15 protein-coding genes are annotated in these 20,270 nt (G+C 46.1%); 7 read left to right on the top strand and 8 right to left on the bottom strand.

The features are described 5' to 3' along the window. Nucleotides 1-2: 2 nt before the first annotated feature. The 4 genes from mreC to rodA are packed head-to-tail and all read left to right on the top strand — an operon-like array spanning nucleotide 3 to nucleotide 4,717. Complete coding sequence (gene mreC / locus DW121_RS13610) at nucleotides 3-845, top strand: rod shape-determining protein MreC (RefSeq protein ID WP_117712960.1); 843 nt, start codon at nucleotides 3-5, stop codon at nucleotides 843-845. Next, complete coding sequence (gene mreD / locus DW121_RS13605; RefSeq protein WP_118324086.1) at nucleotides 842-1,342, top strand: rod shape-determining protein MreD; 501 nt, start codon at nucleotides 842-844, stop codon at nucleotides 1,340-1,342. Before mreC ends, mreD begins: the two co-directional genes overlap by 4 nt. Before the next feature lie 25 nt (nucleotides 1,343-1,367). After that, nucleotides 1,368-3,233: a penicillin-binding protein 2 gene (mrdA, locus tag DW121_RS13600; protein WP_118324085.1), complete on the top strand. Its 1,866-nt coding sequence runs from the start codon at nucleotides 1,368-1,370 to the stop codon at nucleotides 3,231-3,233. 26 nt (nucleotides 3,234-3,259) lie between these two features. Further along, nucleotides 3,260-4,717: a rod shape-determining protein RodA gene (rodA, locus tag DW121_RS13595; protein ID WP_118324084.1), complete on the top strand. Its 1,458-nt coding sequence runs from the start codon at nucleotides 3,260-3,262 to the stop codon at nucleotides 4,715-4,717. A gap of 23 nt (nucleotides 4,718-4,740) precedes the next feature. Here the strand turns inward: rodA and DW121_RS13590 are convergent, their stop codons facing one another. From DW121_RS13590 to DW121_RS13570, 5 genes are all read right to left on the bottom strand, one after another. Then, on the bottom strand, nucleotides 4,741-5,226 hold the full coding sequence (locus DW121_RS13590; RefSeq protein WP_117712964.1) for a gliding motility lipoprotein GldH: 486 nt from the start codon (nucleotides 5,224-5,226) through the stop codon (nucleotides 4,741-4,743). Further along, nucleotides 5,204-6,550 (bottom strand): stage 0 sporulation family protein, encoded by a 1,347-nt coding sequence (locus DW121_RS13585; protein WP_117713002.1) that lies wholly within the window; start codon nucleotides 6,548-6,550, stop codon nucleotides 5,204-5,206. Before DW121_RS13585 ends, DW121_RS13590 begins: the two co-directional genes overlap by 23 nt. A gap of 63 nt (nucleotides 6,551-6,613) precedes the next feature. Continuing rightward, the gene (locus DW121_RS13580; RefSeq protein ID WP_118324083.1) at nucleotides 6,614-7,738 is read right to left on the bottom strand and encodes an ATP-binding protein; all 1,125 of its coding nucleotides are present in this window, start codon (nucleotides 7,736-7,738) and stop codon (nucleotides 6,614-6,616) included. A 15-nt stretch (nucleotides 7,739-7,753) separates the two neighbouring features. Then, nucleotides 7,754-8,707, bottom strand: coding sequence for a methylenetetrahydrofolate reductase [NAD(P)H] (gene metF / locus DW121_RS13575; RefSeq protein WP_117713003.1), 954 nt, complete (start codon nucleotides 8,705-8,707; stop codon nucleotides 7,754-7,756). Nucleotides 8,708-8,797: 90 nt separating this feature from the next. Continuing rightward, a complete protein-coding gene (locus DW121_RS13570) occupies nucleotides 8,798-10,711 on the bottom strand; it encodes a fimbrillin family protein (RefSeq protein ID WP_118324082.1) in 1,914 nt (637 codons plus the stop codon). Between the two features lie 343 nt (nucleotides 10,712-11,054). Between DW121_RS13570 and metA the strand changes: the two genes are divergently transcribed. The 3 genes from metA to DW121_RS13555 are packed head-to-tail and all read left to right on the top strand — an operon-like array spanning nucleotide 11,055 to nucleotide 14,874. Further along, nucleotides 11,055-11,972, top strand: a complete 918-nt coding sequence (gene metA / locus DW121_RS13565; protein ID WP_118324081.1) for a homoserine O-succinyltransferase — start codon at nucleotides 11,055-11,057, stop codon at nucleotides 11,970-11,972. Between the two features lies 1 nt (nucleotide 11,973). After that, nucleotides 11,974-13,833, top strand: coding sequence for a peptidase U32 family protein (locus DW121_RS13560; RefSeq protein ID WP_118324115.1), 1,860 nt, complete (start codon nucleotides 11,974-11,976; stop codon nucleotides 13,831-13,833). A 3-nt stretch (nucleotides 13,834-13,836) separates the two neighbouring features. After that, nucleotides 13,837-14,874: a hypothetical protein gene (locus tag DW121_RS13555; protein ID WP_117712969.1), complete on the top strand. Its 1,038-nt coding sequence runs from the start codon at nucleotides 13,837-13,839 to the stop codon at nucleotides 14,872-14,874. A 169-nt stretch (nucleotides 14,875-15,043) separates the two neighbouring features. Here the strand turns inward: DW121_RS13555 and DW121_RS13550 are convergent, their stop codons facing one another. The 3 genes from DW121_RS13550 to DW121_RS13540 all read right to left on the bottom strand — a co-directional run bounded on the left by DW121_RS13550 (nucleotide 15,044) and on the right by DW121_RS13540 (nucleotide 20,087). Continuing rightward, entirely contained in the window at nucleotides 15,044-17,518 is a 2,475-nt protein-coding gene (locus DW121_RS13550) for a TonB-dependent receptor (RefSeq protein WP_118324080.1), read from the bottom strand. A 97-nt stretch (nucleotides 17,519-17,615) separates the two neighbouring features. Continuing rightward, complete coding sequence (locus DW121_RS13545) at nucleotides 17,616-18,236, bottom strand: response regulator transcription factor (protein WP_118324079.1); 621 nt, start codon at nucleotides 18,234-18,236, stop codon at nucleotides 17,616-17,618. Nucleotides 18,237-18,410: 174 nt separating this feature from the next. Further along, a complete protein-coding gene (locus DW121_RS13540; protein WP_118324078.1) occupies nucleotides 18,411-20,087 on the bottom strand; it encodes an NAD(P)/FAD-dependent oxidoreductase in 1,677 nt (558 codons plus the stop codon). Nucleotides 20,088-20,270 lie beyond the last annotated feature (183 nt).

The raw sequence follows: 20,270 nt of genomic DNA, 5'->3' as shown, positions 1-20,270 counted from the left end.
GTATGCGAAACTTACTGAACTTTCTTATTAAATACAATTACTGGTTCCTCTTTCTTTTGTTAGAGGTTACCAGTTTTGTTTTATTGTTCCGCTTCAACCATTATCAACAGAGTGTGTATTTCACCTCGGCAAACGGAGTGGCAGGGAAAGTTTATGAGATTTCGGGAGGTATCAGTTCTTACTTCCACTTGAAATCGGTCAACGAGGATTTACTCGACCGGAATATGTGGTTGGAACAACGGGTGGCTTTTCTTGAAAGAAGCCTGCAAGAAAGGGGATTGGATTCAGTAAAACTATATAGCACGGCGCGCCTTGCTCCGGATGATTACCGCATATTCAAGGCGAATATTATTAAGAACAGTCTGAATAAGGCGGATAATTACATTACATTGGACCGTGGTTCGTCAGATAGCATTCGTCCGGAGATGGGTGTGGTGGATGCAAATGGGGTAGTAGGTATTGTATATAAGACTTCCCCCCGCTATTCGCTGGTTATTCCGTTGCTGAACAGCAAGTCGAGCATCAGCTGCAAGATTGTGGGCAGTGATTATTTCGGCTATTTGAAGTGGGAAGGCGGAGATTCGCGTTTTGCCTATCTGAAAGATTTGCCTCGGCATGCGGAATTTAATCTGGGTGATACAGTAGTGACAAGCGGTTACTCCACGGTATTTCCCGAAGGGGTTATGGTAGGAACGGTTGATGATATGTCTGACTCTCATGACGGACTTTCATATCTGTTGAAGATAAAGCTGGCTACGGATTTCGGTAAGGTGAGTAATGTGCGTGTTATTTCGCGTAGCGGACAGGTAGAACAGAATATGCTGGAAAAAGAAGGGGAAAAATGATAATCAATTATTTGCATAAGATAGGATGGTTTATCGGTTTGGCGCTATTGCAGGTGCTGATACTGAACAATGTGCATATTGCCGGATATGCCACCCCGTTTTTATATATATACCTGATTTTGAAGTTTGAATCGGATGTGTCCCGTAACGCATTGATGTTATGGGCTTTCTTCCTCGGGCTGGCGGTTGATGTCTTTTCCGATACTCCGGGAATGAATGCGGCTGCCACGGTGTTGTTAGCCTTTCTGCGCCCTGTATTCTTACGTTTGTTTGTACCTCGCGATACGCTGGATACATTGATTCCGGCAGTCCGTACAATGGGAATCTCTCCTTTTCTGAAATATTTGGTTGTCAGTGTCTTGGTGCATCACGGGATGCTGCTTACTCTCGAATTCTTCTCTTTTGCTCACATCGGTACGTTGTTGTTGAGAATTGTAACAAGCACTTTGCTGACTGTAACTTGTATAATGGCGGTAGAGGGTATACGGAAGAAATAAAAAGGAACTCATAAGTCGCAATTGAATGAAGGATTATACGCTGGAGAAACGAAAATATGTGATAGGCATGGCGGCTGTTGTCATTGTCCTTATCTACGTGATTCGTCTGTTCGACTTGCAAATCATGACGGATGACTACAAGAAGAATGCGGACAGCAATGCCTTTCTGAATAAGATTCAGTATCCTTCGCGTGGCGCTATTTATGACCGTAACGGTAAACTGTTGGTTTTTAACCAGCCTGCATACGACATTACGTTCGTGCCTCGTGAAGTGGTACAACTTGATACGCTGGATTTTTGTCGTGCGTTGAACATTACACTCGAACAGTTCCAAAAGCGTATGAAAGATGTAAAGAACCGTTGGATGAATCCCGGTTATTCCAAATATACGCATCAGGTATTTATGACACAACTCTCGGCAGAAGAGTGCGGTGTGTTTCAGGAGAAGCTATTCAAATTTCCCGGTTTCTATATCCAGCGGCGTACTATCCGGCAATATACTTATGATGCCGCCGGGCATGCGTTGGGAGACATAGGCGAAGTGTCAAAGAAAGATATTGAAGCGGACAATTACTATATTCGGGGAGATTATATAGGAAAGCAAGGGATAGAGAAATCTTATGAAAAGTATCTCCGTGGGGAAAAAGGAGTGGAGATTCTGCTTCGTGATGCGCATGGGCGTATTCAGGGGCATTATATGGACGGGAAGCTCGACCGCCCTTCCATACCCGGTAAGAATTTGACCTTAGGTATCGACATCGAATTACAGAGGTTAGGTGAGCGTCTATTGCAGCATAAAATCGGGGCGATTGTAGCCATTGAGCCGGCTACGGGAGAGATACTCTGTATGGTTTCTTCTCCCACTTTCGATCCTCACTTGATGATTGGACGCCAGCGTGGCAAGAATCACCGAATGTTACAAAGAGACAAACGAAAACCTTTGTTGAACCGTGCAATAATGGGGGCATATCCACCGGGCTCCACTTTTAAGACTGCGCAGGCATTGACATTTTTGCAAGAAGGAATTATCCATGAAGATTATCCGACTTTTCCCTGTGCACACGGGTTTAACTATGGAAGCTTGCATGTGGGATGCCACGGGCATGGTTCTCCTTTGCCATTGATTCCGGCCATAGCTACTTCATGTAATTCCTACTTTTGCTGGGGGCTGTTCCGAATGTTCAGTGACAAAAAGTATGGTTCTCCTCAAAATGCCATTACCGTATGGAAAGACCATATGGTTTCTCAAGGATTCGGTTATCGTCTCGGTACAGACCTTCCCGGAGAACAACGCGGGTTGATTCCTAACGCAAAATTTTATGATAAAGCATATCGTGGTTCTTGGAACGGGCTTACGGTTATCAGTATCGCTATCGGACAGGGTGAAATTCTTGCCACTCCGTTGCAAATAGCCAATTTAGGTGCAACCATTGCCAATCGGGGGCATTTCATAACCCCGCATATTGTAAAAGAAATACAAGACAATGACCTGGATAGCATTTACCGTACTCCACGTATCACTTCGGTTGCCCGGGAGTATTATGATGAAGTTGTGGAAGGTATGCGTGCCGCTGTTACAGGAAGTACGGGTAGTGCGACTTGCCGTATGGTAGGTACAATTCTGCCCGGTGTGGAAGCATGCGGTAAAACCGGTACGGCGCAGAATCGAGGGAAAGACCATTCTGTATTTATGGGATTCGCTCCGATGAACGACCCCAAAATAGCAATTGCGGTCTATGTGGAGAATGGTGGTTTCGGGGCGACTTACGGTGTTCCTATCGGTGCTATGATGATGGATCAGTACTTACATGGTAAGTTGTCGCCGGAGAATGAAATACGTGCGGAGGAATTTAGTAACCGTATAATTTTGTACGGAGACGAAGAAAGGTAGTGAACGGTCAAATATTAACAGTATAAATGGTAAGAAGAGACAATATATGGAAATCATTGGATTGGGTGACGATTGTAATCTACCTGATGCTGATTGTATTTGGCTGGTTTAGCGTTTGCGGAGCAAGTTACGATTATGGTGACCGTGATTTTCTTGATTTTTCCACTCGTGCCGGTAAACAGTTTATGTGGATTGTCTGTTCATTCGGGCTGGGCTTTGTTTTGCTGATGCTGGAGGATACACTCTATGATATGTTTTCCTACATTATATATATAGGACTTATTCTATTATTGGTTGTCACTATCTTCATAGCTCCTGATACTAAGGGATCACGTTCATGGTTAATTTTGGGACCTGTCAGTTTGCAACCGGCTGAGTTTGCCAAGTTTGCCACAGCACTGGCATTAGCAAAGTATATGAGTGCTTATTCATTTACCATAAAAAACTGGAAAAGCGCATTGATGTTGGCTTTTCTCATCCTTTTGCCGATGCTGCTGATTATCCTTCAACGTGAAACAGGTTCCGCATTGGTATATACAGCTTTCTTTCTGATGCTTTATCGTGAAGGTATGCCCGGTGTGGTGCTCTTTTCCGGTATTTGCGCTGTGGTATATTTTGTGGTGGGAATTCGTTTCGATCAGGTTTTTATAGCGGATACTCCAACACCTATCGGAGAGTTTGCCGTATTGTCAATGGTTTTGCTCTTTGCCGGTGGAATGGTATGGATATATAAAAAGAAATGGGAGCCGGTTCGTAATATTATCGGAGGCTCTTTTATAGTGTTGCTTATCGCATATTTTATATCAGAGTACATCACTCCCTTTAATTTGGTGTGGGCGCAATGGGGATTATGTGTTGTGACAGTGTGCTATTTATTCTTTCTTTCTTTGAGTGAGCGCCATTGGAGTTGTCTTCTTATTGGATTATTTGCTATAGGTTCGATAGGCTTTCTCTATTCCAGCGATTATTTCTTCAATAAAGTGTTGGAACCTCATCAGCAGATACGTATCAAGGTTGTGTTGGGCATGGAGGAAGATTTGGCAGGGGCAGGTTATAATGTAAACCAGTCAAAGATTGCTATTGGTTCGGGCGGATTGACCGGGAAGGGCTTTTTGAACGGTACACAGACTAAACTGAAATATGTACCCGAACAAGATACGGATTTTATCTTCTGTACAGTGGGGGAGGAAGAGGGTTTTATCGGTTCAACGGCTGTGCTGCTATTGTTTCTGATTCTGATACTTCGTTTGATAGTGTTGTCAGAGCGGCAACAGTCGGCATTTGGCAGGGTATATGGATACTCGGTACTGAGTATTTTCCTGTTTCATCTTTTTATAAATATCGGAATGGTACTCGGTCTTACACCTGTAATCGGTATTCCGTTGCCTTTCTTTAGTTATGGTGGCTCGTCGTTATGGGGTTTTACGATACTGCTGTTTATTTTCCTGCGTATTGATGCCGGAAGGAATAGGAGGTTGGTGTAACCTCGTCATAGATTTACGTAATATTACCGTTGTAGTTTGATTCCTATGTCGTTGATGCCGGGAAGGATGTCATCGGGCATTGTATGGGCTACTTTGAAAAGATAATCACCGGGCTTCTCTATTTTGATACTTCCGGCAGGGAATGCGGATTGATATAATCCGCCCCAACCATCTCCTTTCCAGATGCCTTCCTCGCTGGCTATGACGGCTTTCAGTGTGTCAGCCTGTAGCTTTTTGACTTCCGGGCTATCGTAACAAACGGATAAATTTATGTTTTGATAAGGGTAGGTATTACGGTTACGGACTTCGATAGTCAGTTTATAGTAAGTTTGTGAATCGGGTATGCTGACATTGAAAAATAGTGTGTCCTGTCGTTTCCAACCTTCTTGCGGGATAGACTGGAATGCATGATATACAGTTTGTTTGTCGCAGGCGTTTAATATGCCTGCAACAAACAGTAGTATGGTGATTTTCAGAAACTTTGTCTTATTCTTGAACAGGTTTATCATTTTGAACAGGTTTATCTCCTTGAGACTTAGGTCTGTTATTGTGGGGACGTTTACGATTGTTGTTATTTCGTTGCGGGCGTTTCTCGTCTCCCTGTACCCGTTTTTCGTCTCCTTGCGGTTTAGACTGCTCTTGTTGTTGCGGAGTGGCAGGCTGTTCACCACCTTGTGGTCGGTTATTGGCATTCTTTTTCTTCTTCTTGTTTCGATTGCCGCCATTGTTGCCATTGCCGTTACTGTTGTTGCCGTCTCCTCCATTTTTATTTTTACGGTTACGGTCAAAACGGGTTAAACTTTCCTGCTCGAGTAGGTCTACCGGTTTCTTTGGTTCGGTACGACGCGTTTCTTCCAGTAGGTTGTCCGGTTTGATACCTCTCTTGTTCAGACCGATTATTTCAAAAGCCCGTCTGCCGCTGATTGTAACCAGATTGGCCGGAATGTTCTTGTCGGTGGAGTAGGTTATCTGATTGTTAAGGATGTCCGCCTTAAAGAAATAGAATACACCGTCTTTGGTTTCTAATTCGATTTCTTTGGAAGGCAAGCGTTTCTGTGCTTCTACATAGCAATCCACTTCATAGTTAAGACAACACTTCAATTTGGCGCATTGTCCGGCAAGCTTTTGTGGATTCAGTGAAATATCTTGAAAACGAGCGGCACTGGTTGATACGGATACAAAAGACGTCATCCATGTGGCACAGCATAGTTCGCGACCGCAAGGTCCGATACCGCCGATGCGACCGGCTTCTTGGCGTGCGCCAATCTGTTTCATTTCAATACGTACGTGGAAGGCGTCAGCCAGAACTTTAATTAACTGGCGGAAATCTACACGCTCATCTGCAATGTAGTAGAAGATAGCTTTGTTGCCGTCTCCTTGATATTCAACATCACCGATTTTCATGTTGAGGTTGAGGTCAAGGGCTATCTGACGTGCACGAATCATCGTACTGTGTTCACGTGCTTTCGCTTCATTATATTTATCCATATCTACCTGTTTTGCCTTACGGTAGATACGTTTGATATCGGCTTCCGACTTGATATTGGTTTTGCGCATTTGTAGAGGGACGAGTCGTCCGGTAAGAGTTACTACACCTATATCATGTCCGGGAGTAGCTTCTACGGCTACTATATCGCCTTTTTCCAGAGGTATTTTGTTGCTGTTGCGGAAATAGCCCTTACGGGTATTCTTGAACTGGACTTCCACCATATCCGATTCTTCTGCATTGCCGGGAATATCGGCAAGCCAATCGTAGGTATTTAGTTGCTTGTCCTGTCTGCCGCAGCTTTTGCAGCAGAGACCACCGCTTCCGTTATGTAGTTTAAATTCCATCATTCTATCTATTATTTGACTATTTACTGTTTATTATTTAGATTCAGGCCGAAAAAGATTACCCTATTGCTTTAACAGAACAATCATTTTCAGTGAAAAATCAAAGAAAACCATACGGGCATTTACATTTTGTTCAATATGTACCTGTGCTTCACTGAGTTCATCCATGATACCCATAACGTTCCGTTCGTTGACGAATGGGGCGAATCGGGTAGCGAAGTTTTGCTCAGGCAGTGTCATGTAATTCATTTCTTTCCGATGCAGGTTATAGATGAAGTTTTCCCGTATCATACGCTGGCAATATTCCAGAAAGTTCTTTTGGCGTTCGCGTCCCATAGCTGCCAATTGCTCGCTCCATTGCTTCATCTCCCGTATTTTCCGCTGATAGGAAAGACGCATTAAACTGACGAACAGTTCAAAATAGAGTTCGTTTCCTTCATTCAGATGAATTGTTTCCAATGCCTTGATGAAGTTTCCGTTTGCCAAATGCGCTATGGTCTGGCTGTCCGCAGGCTGTACGCCATACTTTTGCTGCAGGGCATTGGCTATACTCATTTCCTCTATTTTGCGGATATTGAAACGTTGTGTACGGCTGAGTATGGTGGACAATATCATTTCGGGAGCTTCTGAGATTAAAAGAAATACGGTTTTTTCAGGGGGCTCTTCCAATAACTTCAGCAATTTATTGGCACAAACTTCGTGCATCTTTTCGGGCAGCCATACAATGGTCACCTTATATCCGCCCTCACTGGATTTCAAACTGAGTTTTCGGGTAATCTCATCGCTTTCCTTTGCGTAGATAATTGCCTGACCGTTTTCAGCTCCCATTTCGTTCAGCCAATGGCTCAGTGAGAAATAGGGATTGTTCAGTACCAAATGCCTCCAGTCGGCTATATAATCATCACAGACTTCTTTTTTCCCCTTGGTGCTTTTTACAATAGGGAATACGAAGTGTACATCCGGATGTACCAGCTTGTTCCATTTCACACACGAAGGACACGTGCCACAGGCATCAGCTTCCGTACGGTTCGGGCAACAGATGTAGCGTGCGTAAGCCATAGCCAAAGGTAGCTTGCCTACTCCTGCCGGACCACAGAACAGTTGTGCATGAGGAATACGTCCTTCCTGCACTTCCTGTATCAATCGCTGTTTGGCTGCGTCTTGGCCGATTACATCTTTAAAAAACACGGTATTGATATTTAGTTAATAAACTTGTTTAGCTACTTCCTTAATGCTGTCTACCGCACCTATAGAATAGAAATGAATGCTGGGAATATGGTGTTCCATTAATTCCTTGCATTGCTGTACACACCATTCAATACCTACTTGCTGTGTTTCGGCATCATTCTTACATTTCAAAATTTCCTTTGTGAGTTCTTCTGGTAAGTCCACTTTGAATGTTTTGGGTATCATGCTGAGCTGTGACAACTTCTTGAATGGTTTGATGCCCGGTATAATGGGGATAGTGACCCCGGCTTTGCGGGCACGTTCTACAAAGTCAAAATATTTCCGATTGTCATAAAACAATTGGGTAACGGCATATTCCGCTCCGGTTTCCATTTTCTTTTTCAGCCAATAAATGTCCGTATCAATATTTGGAGCTTCTTCGTGCTTCTCCGGATAACAGGCCACTCCGTATGAGAAAGGAGTATTGGTGACTTTCATCTCGGAACCGTCTACAAAGATACCTTTATTGAATTGGTTGATTTGCTCTTGCAATTCCACTGCATGATGATAGCCGTTGCCTTCGGGAGTAAAGACAGATTCATGCTTTGCCTTGTCTCCGCGCAATACCAAAAGGTCTGTGATGTTCAGAAATTGCAGATCGAGCAATACATACTCGGTATCTTCACGGCTGAAGCCGCTGCAAAGAATATGTGGAACAACCGTTATGTTGTATTTGTTTTGGATAGCTGCGGCAACAGATACCGTTCCCGGACGGCGGCGAAGCCGGTTGCGTTGAAACAGTCCGTTGCCAAGGTCCTTGTACACATACTCGCTGCGGTGTGTGGTTATATTGATGTATTTAGGGTCAAATTCCCGTAGTGTATCTATTGTTTCGTACAACTTTTCGATGCCTGTACCTTTCAGAGGGGGCAATATTTCAAAAGAAAAAGCTGTTTTTTCGTTACTGTTTATCAGATCGATTACTCTCATTTCTTCTTCGTTGTCTTTGTCTAATTGGCAAAATCTTGCACATTGGGAACAAAAATACGAAAAAGAAATGAGAAATGCCTTTTTGACAGGCTATTCTTTTATGCAACGAATAGAAAAGGCGTTATAATAATCTTTACCTTCCGGTTTGATTTTGGTTTTGAATTCTACGCCATTATTCTTGTTGTCAAGCATTATTGTTTTGTCCAATTGCTTTTGTGTGCCGTCATATACCCAGTATGCAGTGGATGAGTTGGAATTCACAATAACGGTTTTTCCTTTTTCATTCTCCAGAATCAGCCCTCTGGGTTGGGAGTTGAATCCGCTTTCGTTTGTTGCCGGGTAAGTGTCGGTGCTCCAGCTTTCTGCTTTTTTAAGTGTAGAGGCACTCCCGCCTATATACTCTATTAATCTGTTCCAGTCATTTTCCGTGGGTATCTTCCAGTCTGCCGGTGCTAATTTACCGGTCAATACGGCTTCTCCGTTATAAAAATGGGCGTCGAAGTTGTCCTGTTTAAAATAGCCTCCACCTTGCCCTAAGACCATTCTGAGGGGGATGCTTTCTCTGTTGTTGTAATAGGTAGCTCTCAAATCCTCCTTCATCCAGTATTGTGTACCTATTTTTACAATGGGGTAGATTTGCGGTATTTTAAATCGCATATCCCTGATTACATAGTTGCTGATATTGATGGCCAATACGGCAGACGTTTTTTCTGTAACTATTTCTTTGTTTCCGTTGATGTAGAATTTCTCGATAGGTTTGGAGTGTCCTGCAGTATAGGTTAGTGAGTTTTGAGATTTATCCCAACTTACTTTACCGCCATGTATCGTGGCTTCTTTGTCAGGGAGTTGCAAGACGAGCCCATTGCTTAGGTCGGTTTGCTCATTGTCTTGCATGGGGTAGACGACAATCGCTTTAGAGTAGATTGCATCAGCAACGGTGCTGTTGAGAAATTCCCGGCAGACTTCTGCAACTGGTTTTCCTTGATAATAGATTCTGTACACGTCGGATGTCTTGAATGAGAAGGAAGCTGTGTGGACAGTGGTAATGTCATATTTATTTTCACTTTCACCTTGTTCGCTGTATCCCCATTCTTTGATATTGGCGATGATGCCTGTCAGTGCTTCACTTGTGCTTTGGAGTGCATCGATACGAATTTCCAATTCTGTATCTTCTTTGATAGTAGCCGAAGGCAGAGAGCATGCATAAATTTTGCCATTCCATTCTAAAGTGAAAGCCTGTTCGCTGTCGGAATGTATTTGCGGAATGACTATGAACTCTTTGCCGGACAGACCGTTGCCATCTTTCTTCCATACACCGGCGGGTATAATATCTGTTTCACTTTCTTCGTGCACTTTTGATAATTTGTCCGATTGCAGGTCATATACGGCTTGTGTCTTGAAGCCGGTAGCTATGATTTTAGGATTGGCTTTGAGCATATCATCCGCATTCTCGCCTTCTTTGGGAGTAAGAACTAACTTTATCTTCGCAAACTGATGCTTGTATTCCAATTGCACGGTTTCCTCATTGTTGGCTACATTCTCTGTCCGTGCGGTCATAAAATTGGATAGGCTGTAGTTTGAAGACTTGCTTTGGTCTGTCTGTACTGTGACGTTCAGTAAATAACCACCTTCGGATATTCCATTGGTTTGATAGGGATAGTAGCTTATAAAATCCAGTGTAGCGTCTCCCTCCGGGTAGTAAACTTCTTTTTGGGGAAGCAATGTAGTTCCTTCTCCACACTCCAAGAGTAAATTGTCGATATATCGTTCTTTGTTTAGGTCATTTCCGGTCAGCATGGCAAATATACCCATCCTGTCTCCGGTTTCAAAAGTGTTATTTGTTGCTTTGGTAGCACTCTTACTTGTTTTTGTAGAAAAGGTGATGGGAATATTACTTTCCTGAATTTCATCGCTTATCTTATTAACGCAGGATGCAGACAATAAGGCAAGAACCAGGCACAGTACATTACAGACTCTCTTGAAAACGTTTCTCGTTATATTCATAATTATAGTAGTTTTACAAGACGAAAATTTCTTCGTCTTCGGTTCACACTCAAAAGCTTATGTGTCGATATATCAGATTGGGCAGAACCACAAATATTATGAGAAAGTTATTTACGCTTCCGGATTTCTATTATGAGTTATCACGCTTGATAGCTTGGTGCTTTTTCTTCTCTTTTTATATATATCTTTAAGTAACAAGGGTGCAAAAGTATACTAATATTTCATATCGCCTATTCTAATTCGATAAAAACTTCTATAAATTATTTATAGCACTTTGATTTTTTATCTAACTTTACACACTAAAATCGTAAACAGTAATTAGTTAAACCATAGAACAGAGCTTATGCCTTTAAATTTACCCGATAAACTTCCCGCGATAGAGCTGCTGAAAGAGGAAAATATCTTCGTTATTGATAATTCACGTGCCACCCAACAGGACATTCGTCCGTTGCGGATTGTTATATTGAATCTGATGCCGTTGAAGATTACGACGGAGACTGATTTGGTGCGTTTGCTGTCCAACACTCCGTTACAGGTGGAGATTTCGTTTATGAAAATCAAGAGCCATACCTCCAAGAACACTCCGATAGAGCACATGAAGACTTTCTACACGGATTTTGAGAAGATGCGTGACGAGAAGTATGACGGTATGATTATCACCGGAGCTCCTGTGGAGCAGATGGATTTTGAGGAAGTGACCTATTGGGACGAGATTACCGGGATTTTCGATTGGGCGCGTACACATGTCACGTCCACTCTTTATATTTGTTGGGCGGCGCAGGCCGGACTTTATCACCACTACGGTGTGCCCAAATATCCGTTGGACGCAAAGATGTTCGGCATATTCGAGCACCGTACTCTGCAACCTCTTTATCCCATTTTCCGTGGTTTTGATGATGTGTTCTATGTACCCCATAGCCGCCATACGGAAGTTCGCAAGGAAGATATTCTGAAAGTTCCCGAACTGACACTGCTTTCGGAATCGAAAGATGCGGGAGTTTACATGGTGATGGCGCGTAACGGGCGTGAGTTTTTCGTAACCGGTCATTCCGAATATTCTCCGTTGACGCTCGATACGGAGTACCGTCGCGACTTGGATAAGGGACTGTCTATCGAGATGCCCCGCAATTACTATCTGGATGATACCCCGGACAAAGGCGTATTGGTGCGTTGGCGTGCGCATGCCAACCTGTTGTTCTCCAACTGGCTGAACTACTTTGTGTATCAGGAAACTCCATTCAACATTGAAGATATTAAGTAGCATGATAAAGCAACGGAAAATAGAACTGTTGGTGCCCGCCAAGAATTTGGAGTGTGGCATTGAAGCCGTCAATCATGGTGCGGATGCGGTATATATAGGCGCTCCGAAGTTCGGTGCACGTGCTGCGGCGGTTAATTCTTTGGAAGATATTGCCGCTTTGGTGGCATACGCCCATTTATACAATGTACGTATCTATGTCACGGTAAACACTATCCTGAAAGAAGAAGAACTGGCCGAAACGGAAAAGATGATTTGGGAACTGTACCGTATCGGTGTAGATGCGCTGATTGTGCAGGACATGGGCATTACCCGTCTGAACCTGCCGCCCATACCGTTGCATGGCAGTACACAGATGGACAACCGTACACCGGAGAAAGTTCGTTTTCTGGCGGATGCCGGTTTTCGTCAGGTGGTACTGGCACGCGAGCTTTCATTGCAGGAGATACGCAATATCCACGAGACCTGTCCGGAGACGCCTTTGGAAGTCTTTGTACATGGCGCGCTTTGTGTAAGCTACAGCGGACAGTGTTACGTCAGTCAGGCGTGCTTCGGCAGAAGCGCCAACCGGGGGGAATGCGCCCAGTTCTGCCGCCTGCCGTTCAGTCTGGCAGATGCTGACGGAAAAACCATCGTCCGCGACAAGCATCTGCTCTCTTTGAAAGACTTGAATCAAAGTGAAGTACTGGAAGACCTGCTGGATGCCGGCGCTTCTTCCCTGAAGATAGAAGGGCGGTTGAAAGACGTTTCTTACGTGAAGAATGTCACAGCCGCCTACCGTCAGAAACTGGATGCTGTTTTTGCCCGCCGCAAGGAGTATGTACGCGCTTCCTCGGGCACTTGCCGTTTCGACTTCAAGCCCCAGTTGGACAAGAGTTTCAGCCGTGGTTTCACCCATTACTTCCTGCAAGGCCGCGACCGGGAAATATCCTCTTTCGATACGCCGAAATCACTGGGCGAGGAGATGGGAACGATGAAAGAGCAACGCGGTAACTACCTTACCGTAGCCGGAGTGAAGCCTTTCCATAACGGAGACGGTGTTTGCTTCCTCGATGAACAGGGGCGTTTGCAAGGCTTCCGCATCAATCGGGTGGACGGCAACAAGCTGTATCCGGCAGGCGATATGCCCCGCATCAAACCGCGTACCCGTCTTTACCGTAATTTCGACCAGGACTTTGAGCGTGTCCTTGCACGCAAGTCCGCCGAGCGTAAAATCGGTATTAAATGGGAGCTGACAGATACCCCTTCGGGTTTTGCACTGACAGTTGCGGACGAAGACGACAATCGCATAACCTTGTCATTCCCCTATTCAAAAGAACTTGCGCGTACTCCGCAACAGGACAACCTGTGCACCCAGCTTGGCAAATTGGGAAACACTCCTTTTGAGGTAATGGACAGCTCCCCGGAAGCAACTCCCGCCATTGCAATCAGCCTGTCGCAGAACTGGTTCATACCCGCTTCGGTGATAGCTGACTGGCGCCGCCAAGCGATAGACAGGCTGACTGCCGCCCGTCGTATTACTTACCGCCGTGAGTTGCACGTGTGGAAAGCTACCCGCCATCGTTTCCCGACAGCATCTCTGACCTATTTGGGCAATGTGATGAATACTGCCGCCCGCAGCTTTTATCAGACTCACGGAGTAGTTGCCATAGAACCGGCTTACGAGAAACAGGCGGTGCCCGAAGCCGTACTTATGTTCTGCAAACATTGCCTGCGTTATAGTATGGGCTGGTGTCCTACGCATCAAAAGGGACAGTCTCCGTATCGGGAACCTTATTATCTGGTAGGAACAGACGGCAAACGTTTCCGCCTTACCTTTGACTGCAAGAACTGCCAGATGAAAGTCTGTGAAGAGAAAGTGTAAAGTATGAAGAAAGAGGAAGTAAACATAAGTAGCTGTAAACGCAACGTCATCGCCCGACGTGTGCCTTGCCCTTCATACTTTATACTTCATGCCTTATACTTCATATTCACTGCTTTTGTTTTTACGTCTTGCCATTATCCCCGTCCCGACTTGGAAAACGAGAAGCTGGGAGCAAAGACTCGCGATTCGCTGACTTATCTGTACGAGCGTCATTATACGTGGAATACGAATCTGGAAGTGCGGGATGATTCGGTGACGATAGCCTGTCTGCCTGTGAAAGATTGCTATAACACGCTGTACAAGGGAGATAGGGTGGTAGTGGCGGAGTTTGCCATCCATCCGGCGGACAGTGTGGATAGCGTATGGGTAAAACTCGCCCATTCTCAGGAAGTGCAGGGCTGGCTTCGGGAAAAGGATATGATGCGCGCTTTTGTTCCTACGGACAGTATCTCGCAGGCCATTTATCTGTTTAGTGATACGCATGCTTCCTATTTCATTGTAATCTTTGCTTTGTTTGTGGCGGCATGGTTGTTTCGTGCGTTTCGGCGCAAGCAGTTGCAGATGGTCTACTTCAACGATATAGACAGTGTATATCCGTTGCTGTTGTGCCTGTTGCTGGCGTTTAGCGCCACCGTGTACGAGTCTATGCAGGTTTTTGTACCGGAGACGTGGCAGCATTTTTATTTCAATCCTACGCTTTCGCCGTTTAAAGTTCCGTTTGTGCTTTCTGTCTTCCTTATGAGCCTTTGGTTGTTTGTCATTGTTCTGCTGGCGGTGCTCGATGATTTGTTTCGCCTGCTAAGTCCGGCGGCGGCAGTGTTCTATCTGTTGGGACTGGCTTCTTGTTGTATCTTCTGTTATTTCTTCTTTATATTGACTACCCAGATATATATCGGCTATTTGTTTATTGCTGTATTTGTGTGGGTGTTCCTTAGGAAACTGCGTTCGTCACTGGCTGCATCCCGCTATCGCTGCGGCAATTGCGGGCAGAAGATAGGGGCGAAGGGAGTTTGCCCGCATTGCGGAGCAATCAACGAATAAGTCTTTTATCGGTATCGGAGGTTGGTACATTCCGTTCCAAAGGCAGGTATGCTGTATACCAACGGTTGGTATTCCATGTACCAACGGTTGGTATTTGATGTATCAATGGTTGGTACTTCCCGTACCAACCGGTTGGTATTTTGTGTACCAAAGTGTGGTACTCCCTTTACTAAAATCTGCAACGTACTTCTATTCCCGCCTGAATGGGGCGTCCTTTCTGCATGAACCCGTTGCCCATGCTTTCAAAGTAGAAGGCGGCATAATCTTTATCCAGCGCATTGCGTACCCAGAAATCTATCTGTCCGCGGCCTTTCTGGAAGCTGACACGTCCGTTCAGTGTACCGTAGAACGACTGGCTGACGGTGTTTTCTTCTGTCCAGTAGACACGTCCTGCACCGGTATAGTTGGCATTCAGCTGGATGCGGTCCAGCCAATATCCCGGATTGATGCGGAAAATGTATTGCCCGCCTACGGTCAGTGTATGCTTGGGAACGAAAGGCACGTAGTTTCCGTTGTAGCTGATTTCTTGTAGCTGACCGTTGACGCGGGCGTTGGTTACGTAATCCTTAAAAGTGGCGTACGTATAGCCGTAGCTGGTGTTTAGGGTGAAATCAGTGGTGATGGCGGCAGCCAAAGCCAGTTCGGCGCCGAGGCTGCGGCTTTTGCCTGCGTTGACCGTTTCGCGTCCTAAGCCGCTCGCTCCCGCGAAGCGTGAGATTTGCTGGTCGCGTGTCTCCAGCCAGAAGAGTGCGGCGTCGGTACGCAGACGGTTATTGAAAAGGTTCAGGTGAGTTCCGATTTCGTAGTTCCAGGTTTGCTCCGGTTTGTACTCCGTGGCAGAGCGGGCATCGGGGTTTTCGCCTGCATCGGGGAACTTCTCGCTGATAAAATCCTTGTAAGATGCACCGGGAGAGTTCTCTATGGCTTTCAGTATTTCTTCTTTCGTCTGTCGCTTCATGTCGTTCTGCAGGCTGGACTGCAACAGGTCGGAGAACATCTGGATGTTATATCCGCCCGAACGGTAGCCTTTGCTTACGGTTGCGTAGACGTTGCCCAGATTGTCTTTGAAATCGTATTGAAGGGCAAACTTCGGCAACAGTTGCAAGTAGTCTTTATCGATGGAACCTTGGTAGCGTGACTGTACGGTGAGTGCTGTTTCGGGCATCATCGCTATTTCTTTGATAACCTGTCCGCCCCGTACCATTTCTCCCTTGATGCCTACCGTATAGTCCATCGCAGTGCCGGAGTTGTAGTTCATCTTCATTTTCTCGTAGTCCAGACGCAGCCCGGCTGTGAACGATAATCCCGTCAGGCCGAATAGGTCTCTGAAAGTGGATTGATGGAACAGCGCTCCGTTGAGAAGCGGCGTGTCGAAATTGCCGTTAATGAGCAGGTTACTGCTGCTGAGTTGCAAGGACGGTAAGATGTTAAGTCCCATACCCGGCATCATGGCAACTTCTATTTTAGACGGGATTACACTGCCCAGCATCCGGCCCAGCATGCTCATGCCGTCTTCTCTGAAGGTCACCGGGGCATCGGTCTTCAGCCATTGGTAGAAGCCGAATACACCCGTAGCCCATTGCCAGCGGCTGTTGCCTTTGCTTTTCATCACAATCTCTTCGCTCAGGGTATGGATGCGCTGCTTTTGTTCCAGTGTATAAATGTCTTTTGCCGTAAAGTCTTGGTCAATGGACATGCGGTCTTTCAGGTACTGATAGCCCGTTACGGCGCTCAGGGTGAAGCGCTGCGCCTGATATTCGAGGTTCAGCCCTGTATTCAGCAAGTTGCGGTAGTAACTGCTTTCACGGTTGTTGGAGATTGTACCGATATAGGATTTCATGTCTTCGCTTTGGGCGGCGTGATTGACGCTACCTGTATAATAGTACGGATATCCGCCTTGGTCGCTGTATTCATAGCTCACGTTCAGGTCTGCTTTCCAGTTTTCGGAGGGCAGGTAGATGCCGCGGAAGCGTCCGCCTGCCGACTGGCCTTTATCTATCTTCTTGTTGTTCAGCGCTGCGTTGCGGAAGAAGCCGCCTTCGTAGTCATAGAAACCTCCTGTGGAGAAAGCGAAACGCTCGGACATCCGGTGGTAGTGCGTCAACGAAGTGTTGTAGGCATTGTGCGTGCCTGCACCCATACGGAAGTCTGTGCCTTGATAGGAGAAAGGTGATTTGGTGTGAATCTTAATCAGTCCGCCCATTGCATTGCGTCCGTACAGTGTTCCTTGCGGGCCGCGCAATACGTCGATGCGTTCGATGTCGGAGTAGTCGAAGTCGAAAGCGGATTTGTCAATGTAGGGGATATTATCTACATATAGTCCGATGGACGGCGTGTTGATACGCGAGCCGATACCGCGGATATAAACGGCGGAAGTCAGGCGTGAACCGTAGTCGGGGATGAACATATTGGGAACAAGTCCTGTCAGGTTCTTGATGGAGTTCACTTGGGCGGCCTGCATATCTTGCTGTGAAAGCAAGGTGACGGCTGTGGGCTGCTCGCGCAACTTACGGTTTTCTTTGGGTGCTGCAATGACGAGGATTTCTTCGACGTCTACTACTTTCAAGGTGTCCAAATCTTCTGCAAGCGCATTGCCGGCAGTGAGGAGCATCAGAATCAGGGTGATAATCTTATATTGTTTCATAACTGGTTTTATTTCGGTTGCAAAGTAACGCGAAATCTCCAGTCCGTGCAATCCTAATTTATGAGGATTATGAGGGGGAAGTACCTTATTGGCTTGTTTATATCCTGTCGGCGTCAACGTAGCCGTGCATTACAGCGTAGATTGTCAGTCCTGATACGGACTTGATGCCCAATTTCTCTACGATGTTCTTGCGGTGGGTGATGACGGTGGTGAGGCTGATGTTCAGTTTGTCGGCAATCTCTTTGTTGATGAGTCCTTTGGTGATGAGTACCAGTACTTCTATTTCGCGGGCGGACAGGTCGTGGCCGTCGGCACTGTTGGCGGCATGGGGCGGCATGGAAGAGCGGGAACCGTCCGGTTGCTTACCGGGATGCCCGTGGTGATGTCCGTGCCGGTGCAGTTGGAGAATATCTTTGATGAGGCTTTTCTCGTCCTGATAGATGTTCAAGGTCGGTACTCCCGACAGCTGGGGATGGTTGTCGCCGCCTGCCAGTACAATGGTTTTTGGTTTGCGGAGCAGGAAAAAAGAGGTATGCTCGAAGTATATCCGGGAAGAGATGAAATAATGGGCATACATATCGGGCGTGTCGTCCATGAGTTCGGCAAAAGAACGGAATACGCGGATGGTGGCCATCGGGATAATCTCTTCCAAAAGGTTCTGCAATCCCAATGCGGTCAGTGTGTTGGGAGCGACGATTGCTATTTCGGGGGCTGTCATAGGGTATGTTTGATAAGTTAGGGTTGTACTAATAAATACTACCGGTTAATAGGTTTATGCTATTTGTCATTCAGAGCGTAGCGAAGAATCTACTCTCTTGATGTATACATAGAGAAGAGATTCTTCGCTACGCTCTGAATGACAGATGCTGAATTGTTTGTCAATGCTCACTCGCTAAGGATTCAAGAGCCGCCCTACAGCTTCCGCGCACCGTTCCCCGTCAATCCCGGCTGAAACGATGCCGCCTGCATATCCGGCTCCTTCCCCGCAGGGAAACAACCCTTTCAGACGAACGTGTTGCAGCGTATCTTTGTCTCTGATGATGCGCACCGGAGCCGATGTACGGGTTTCCACTCCAATCATGGTAGCTTCGTTGGTAAGGAAACCGTGGCTGTACTTCCCGAATTGCTGGAAACCTTTGCTCAGACGGTTTGCAATGAACGGCGGTATCCAGAAGTGTAGAGGCGATGACACCAATCCGGGAGCATATGAACTTTCCGGCAGGTCGTAGCTGAGCTTTTTCTTTGTAAAGTCCGCCATGCGTTGTGCCGGTGCTGTTTGCTTCATGTTGCCCTGCTGCCAGCAAAGGCGTTCCAAAGCTTCCTGAAAGTACATCATCTTGAGTGTTGAGTGTTGGGCGTTGAGCGTTGAATACTGAGCATTCACAGTTGAAGTTTGAGCATTCACAGTTGAAAGTTGAGCATTAACTGCATCGTCTTGTTGCGCAGCCAATTCTTCATTCATCATTCTTAATTCTTCATTCTCCAAGTCTTCCGGTCGCAGTTCCACCACCATCCCCGAGTTGCTCCATCGGGACCCCCGGTTACTGGGACTCATGCCGTTGACTACTATTTGCCGGGGGCCGCTGGCTGCCGGAACGACAAAGCCGCCGGGGCACATGCAGAAGCTGTACACACCTCTTCCGTCCACTTGGGAAACAAAACTGTACTCGGCGGTGGGCAGATATTTGCCGCGTCCGTTGCGGTTGTGGTATTGTATTTGGTCTATCAGAGAAGCGGGATGCTCCAGACGGACTCCTACGGCGATGCCTTTGGCTTCTATTTCTACCCGGTTGGCTGCAAGCCAGCGGTATACATCCCGTGCAGAGTGTCCGGTGGCAAGTATTACAGGACCGAGGAGAGTTTGTCCGGTATTGGTTTCGATGCCTTTTACTTCATCGTTTTCAATAATAAGGGCGTCCATGCGTGTCTCAAAGTGTACTTCACCGCCACAATCGATGATTGTATTCCGCATATTTTCTATGACCCGCGGCAGTTTGTCTGTTCCGATATGGGGGTGGGCGTCTACGAGTATGGAGGATGAAGCGCCATGCTGGCAGAATACGTTCAGTATTTTATCTACGTTTCCCCGCTTTTTACTGCGGGTATAGAGCTTACCGTCCGAATAGGCTCCCGCGCCGCCTTCTCCGAAACTATAGTTGGATTCCGGGTCGACGGTTTGTTCCCTTCCTATCAGGGCAAGGTCTTTCTTGCGGTCGCGCACATTCTTTCCGCGTTCCACTATGACGGGGCGCAATCCAAGCTCTATCAGGCGCAAGGCGGCGAACAACCCGCCGGGACCGGCTCCTACAACAATAACTTGCGGCTTGTCCGATACATTATTATAGATGGTTTCCTGATACTCCTTCTCTTTCGGCATCTCATTGAGATAGGTGCGTACAGTCAGGTTTACGAAGATGGTCCGTTGGCGTGCGTCAATACTGCGTTTCAGAATTCGCGTAGCCGTAATATCGTGTGCGTTCAGTCCTTTCTCTTGTATGAGGTATTCTTTTAGGCGTTGTTCGTTGGCTGCAATTTCAGGCAATACGCGTAATTGGTATTCTTGTATCATTTGGTTTCTTTCTATAAGTAAGTATTGAAATTTAATTTATATCAAGAGTATCTGTCATTCAGAGCGTAGCGAAGAATCTCTTCCCTGTGTATACATCAAGAGAGTAGATTCTTCGCTACGCTCTGAATGACAGATAGTATAAGCTAATTATGTGTATTCACTTATATAGTATGTATATCATTT

Origin of the sequence: Bacteroides sp. AM10-21B (assembly GCF_003472565.1) — a bacterium.
Classification (GTDB): Bacteria; Bacteroidota; Bacteroidia; order Bacteroidales; family Bacteroidaceae; genus Bacteroides; species Bacteroides propionicigenes.
The sequence above is the reverse complement of the archived record's forward strand: the minus strand, read 5'-3'. Positions and strand labels throughout refer to the sequence as shown.

Bases quoted from the DNA above. Each gene is read 5' to 3' on its own strand.
- DW121_RS13550 (WP_118324080.1), bottom strand. From the start codon at position 17,518: ATGAAACAATATAAGATTATCACCCTGATTCTGATGCTCCTCACTGCC.
- DW121_RS13540 (WP_118324078.1), bottom strand. From the start codon at position 20,087: ATGATACAAGAATACCAATTACGCGTATTGCCTGAAATTGCAGCCAAC.
- DW121_RS13590 (WP_117712964.1), bottom strand. From the start codon at position 5,226: ATGATAAACCTGTTCAAGAATAAGACAAAGTTTCTGAAAATCACCATA.
- DW121_RS13570 (WP_118324082.1), bottom strand. From the start codon at position 10,711: ATGAATATAACGAGAAACGTTTTCAAGAGAGTCTGTAATGTACTGTGC.
- DW121_RS13585 (WP_117713002.1), bottom strand. From the start codon at position 6,550: ATGGAATTTAAACTACATAACGGAAGCGGTGGTCTCTGCTGCAAAAGC.
- DW121_RS13560 (WP_118324115.1), top strand. From the start codon at position 11,974: ATGATAAAGCAACGGAAAATAGAACTGTTGGTGCCCGCCAAGAATTTG.
- mreD (WP_118324086.1), top strand. From the start codon at position 842: ATGATAATCAATTATTTGCATAAGATAGGATGGTTTATCGGTTTGGCG.
- DW121_RS13545 (WP_118324079.1), bottom strand. From the start codon at position 18,236: ATGACAGCCCCCGAAATAGCAATCGTCGCTCCCAACACACTGACCGCA.
- mreC (WP_117712960.1), top strand. From the start codon at position 3: ATGCGAAACTTACTGAACTTTCTTATTAAATACAATTACTGGTTCCTC.
- metF (WP_117713003.1), bottom strand. From the start codon at position 8,707: ATGAGAGTAATCGATCTGATAAACAGTAACGAAAAAACAGCTTTTTCT.
- rodA (WP_118324084.1), top strand. From the start codon at position 3,260: ATGGTAAGAAGAGACAATATATGGAAATCATTGGATTGGGTGACGATT.
- DW121_RS13555 (WP_117712969.1), top strand. From the start codon at position 13,837: ATGAAGAAAGAGGAAGTAAACATAAGTAGCTGTAAACGCAACGTCATC.
- mrdA (WP_118324085.1), top strand. From the start codon at position 1,368: ATGAAGGATTATACGCTGGAGAAACGAAAATATGTGATAGGCATGGCG.
- metA (WP_118324081.1), top strand. From the start codon at position 11,055: ATGCCTTTAAATTTACCCGATAAACTTCCCGCGATAGAGCTGCTGAAA.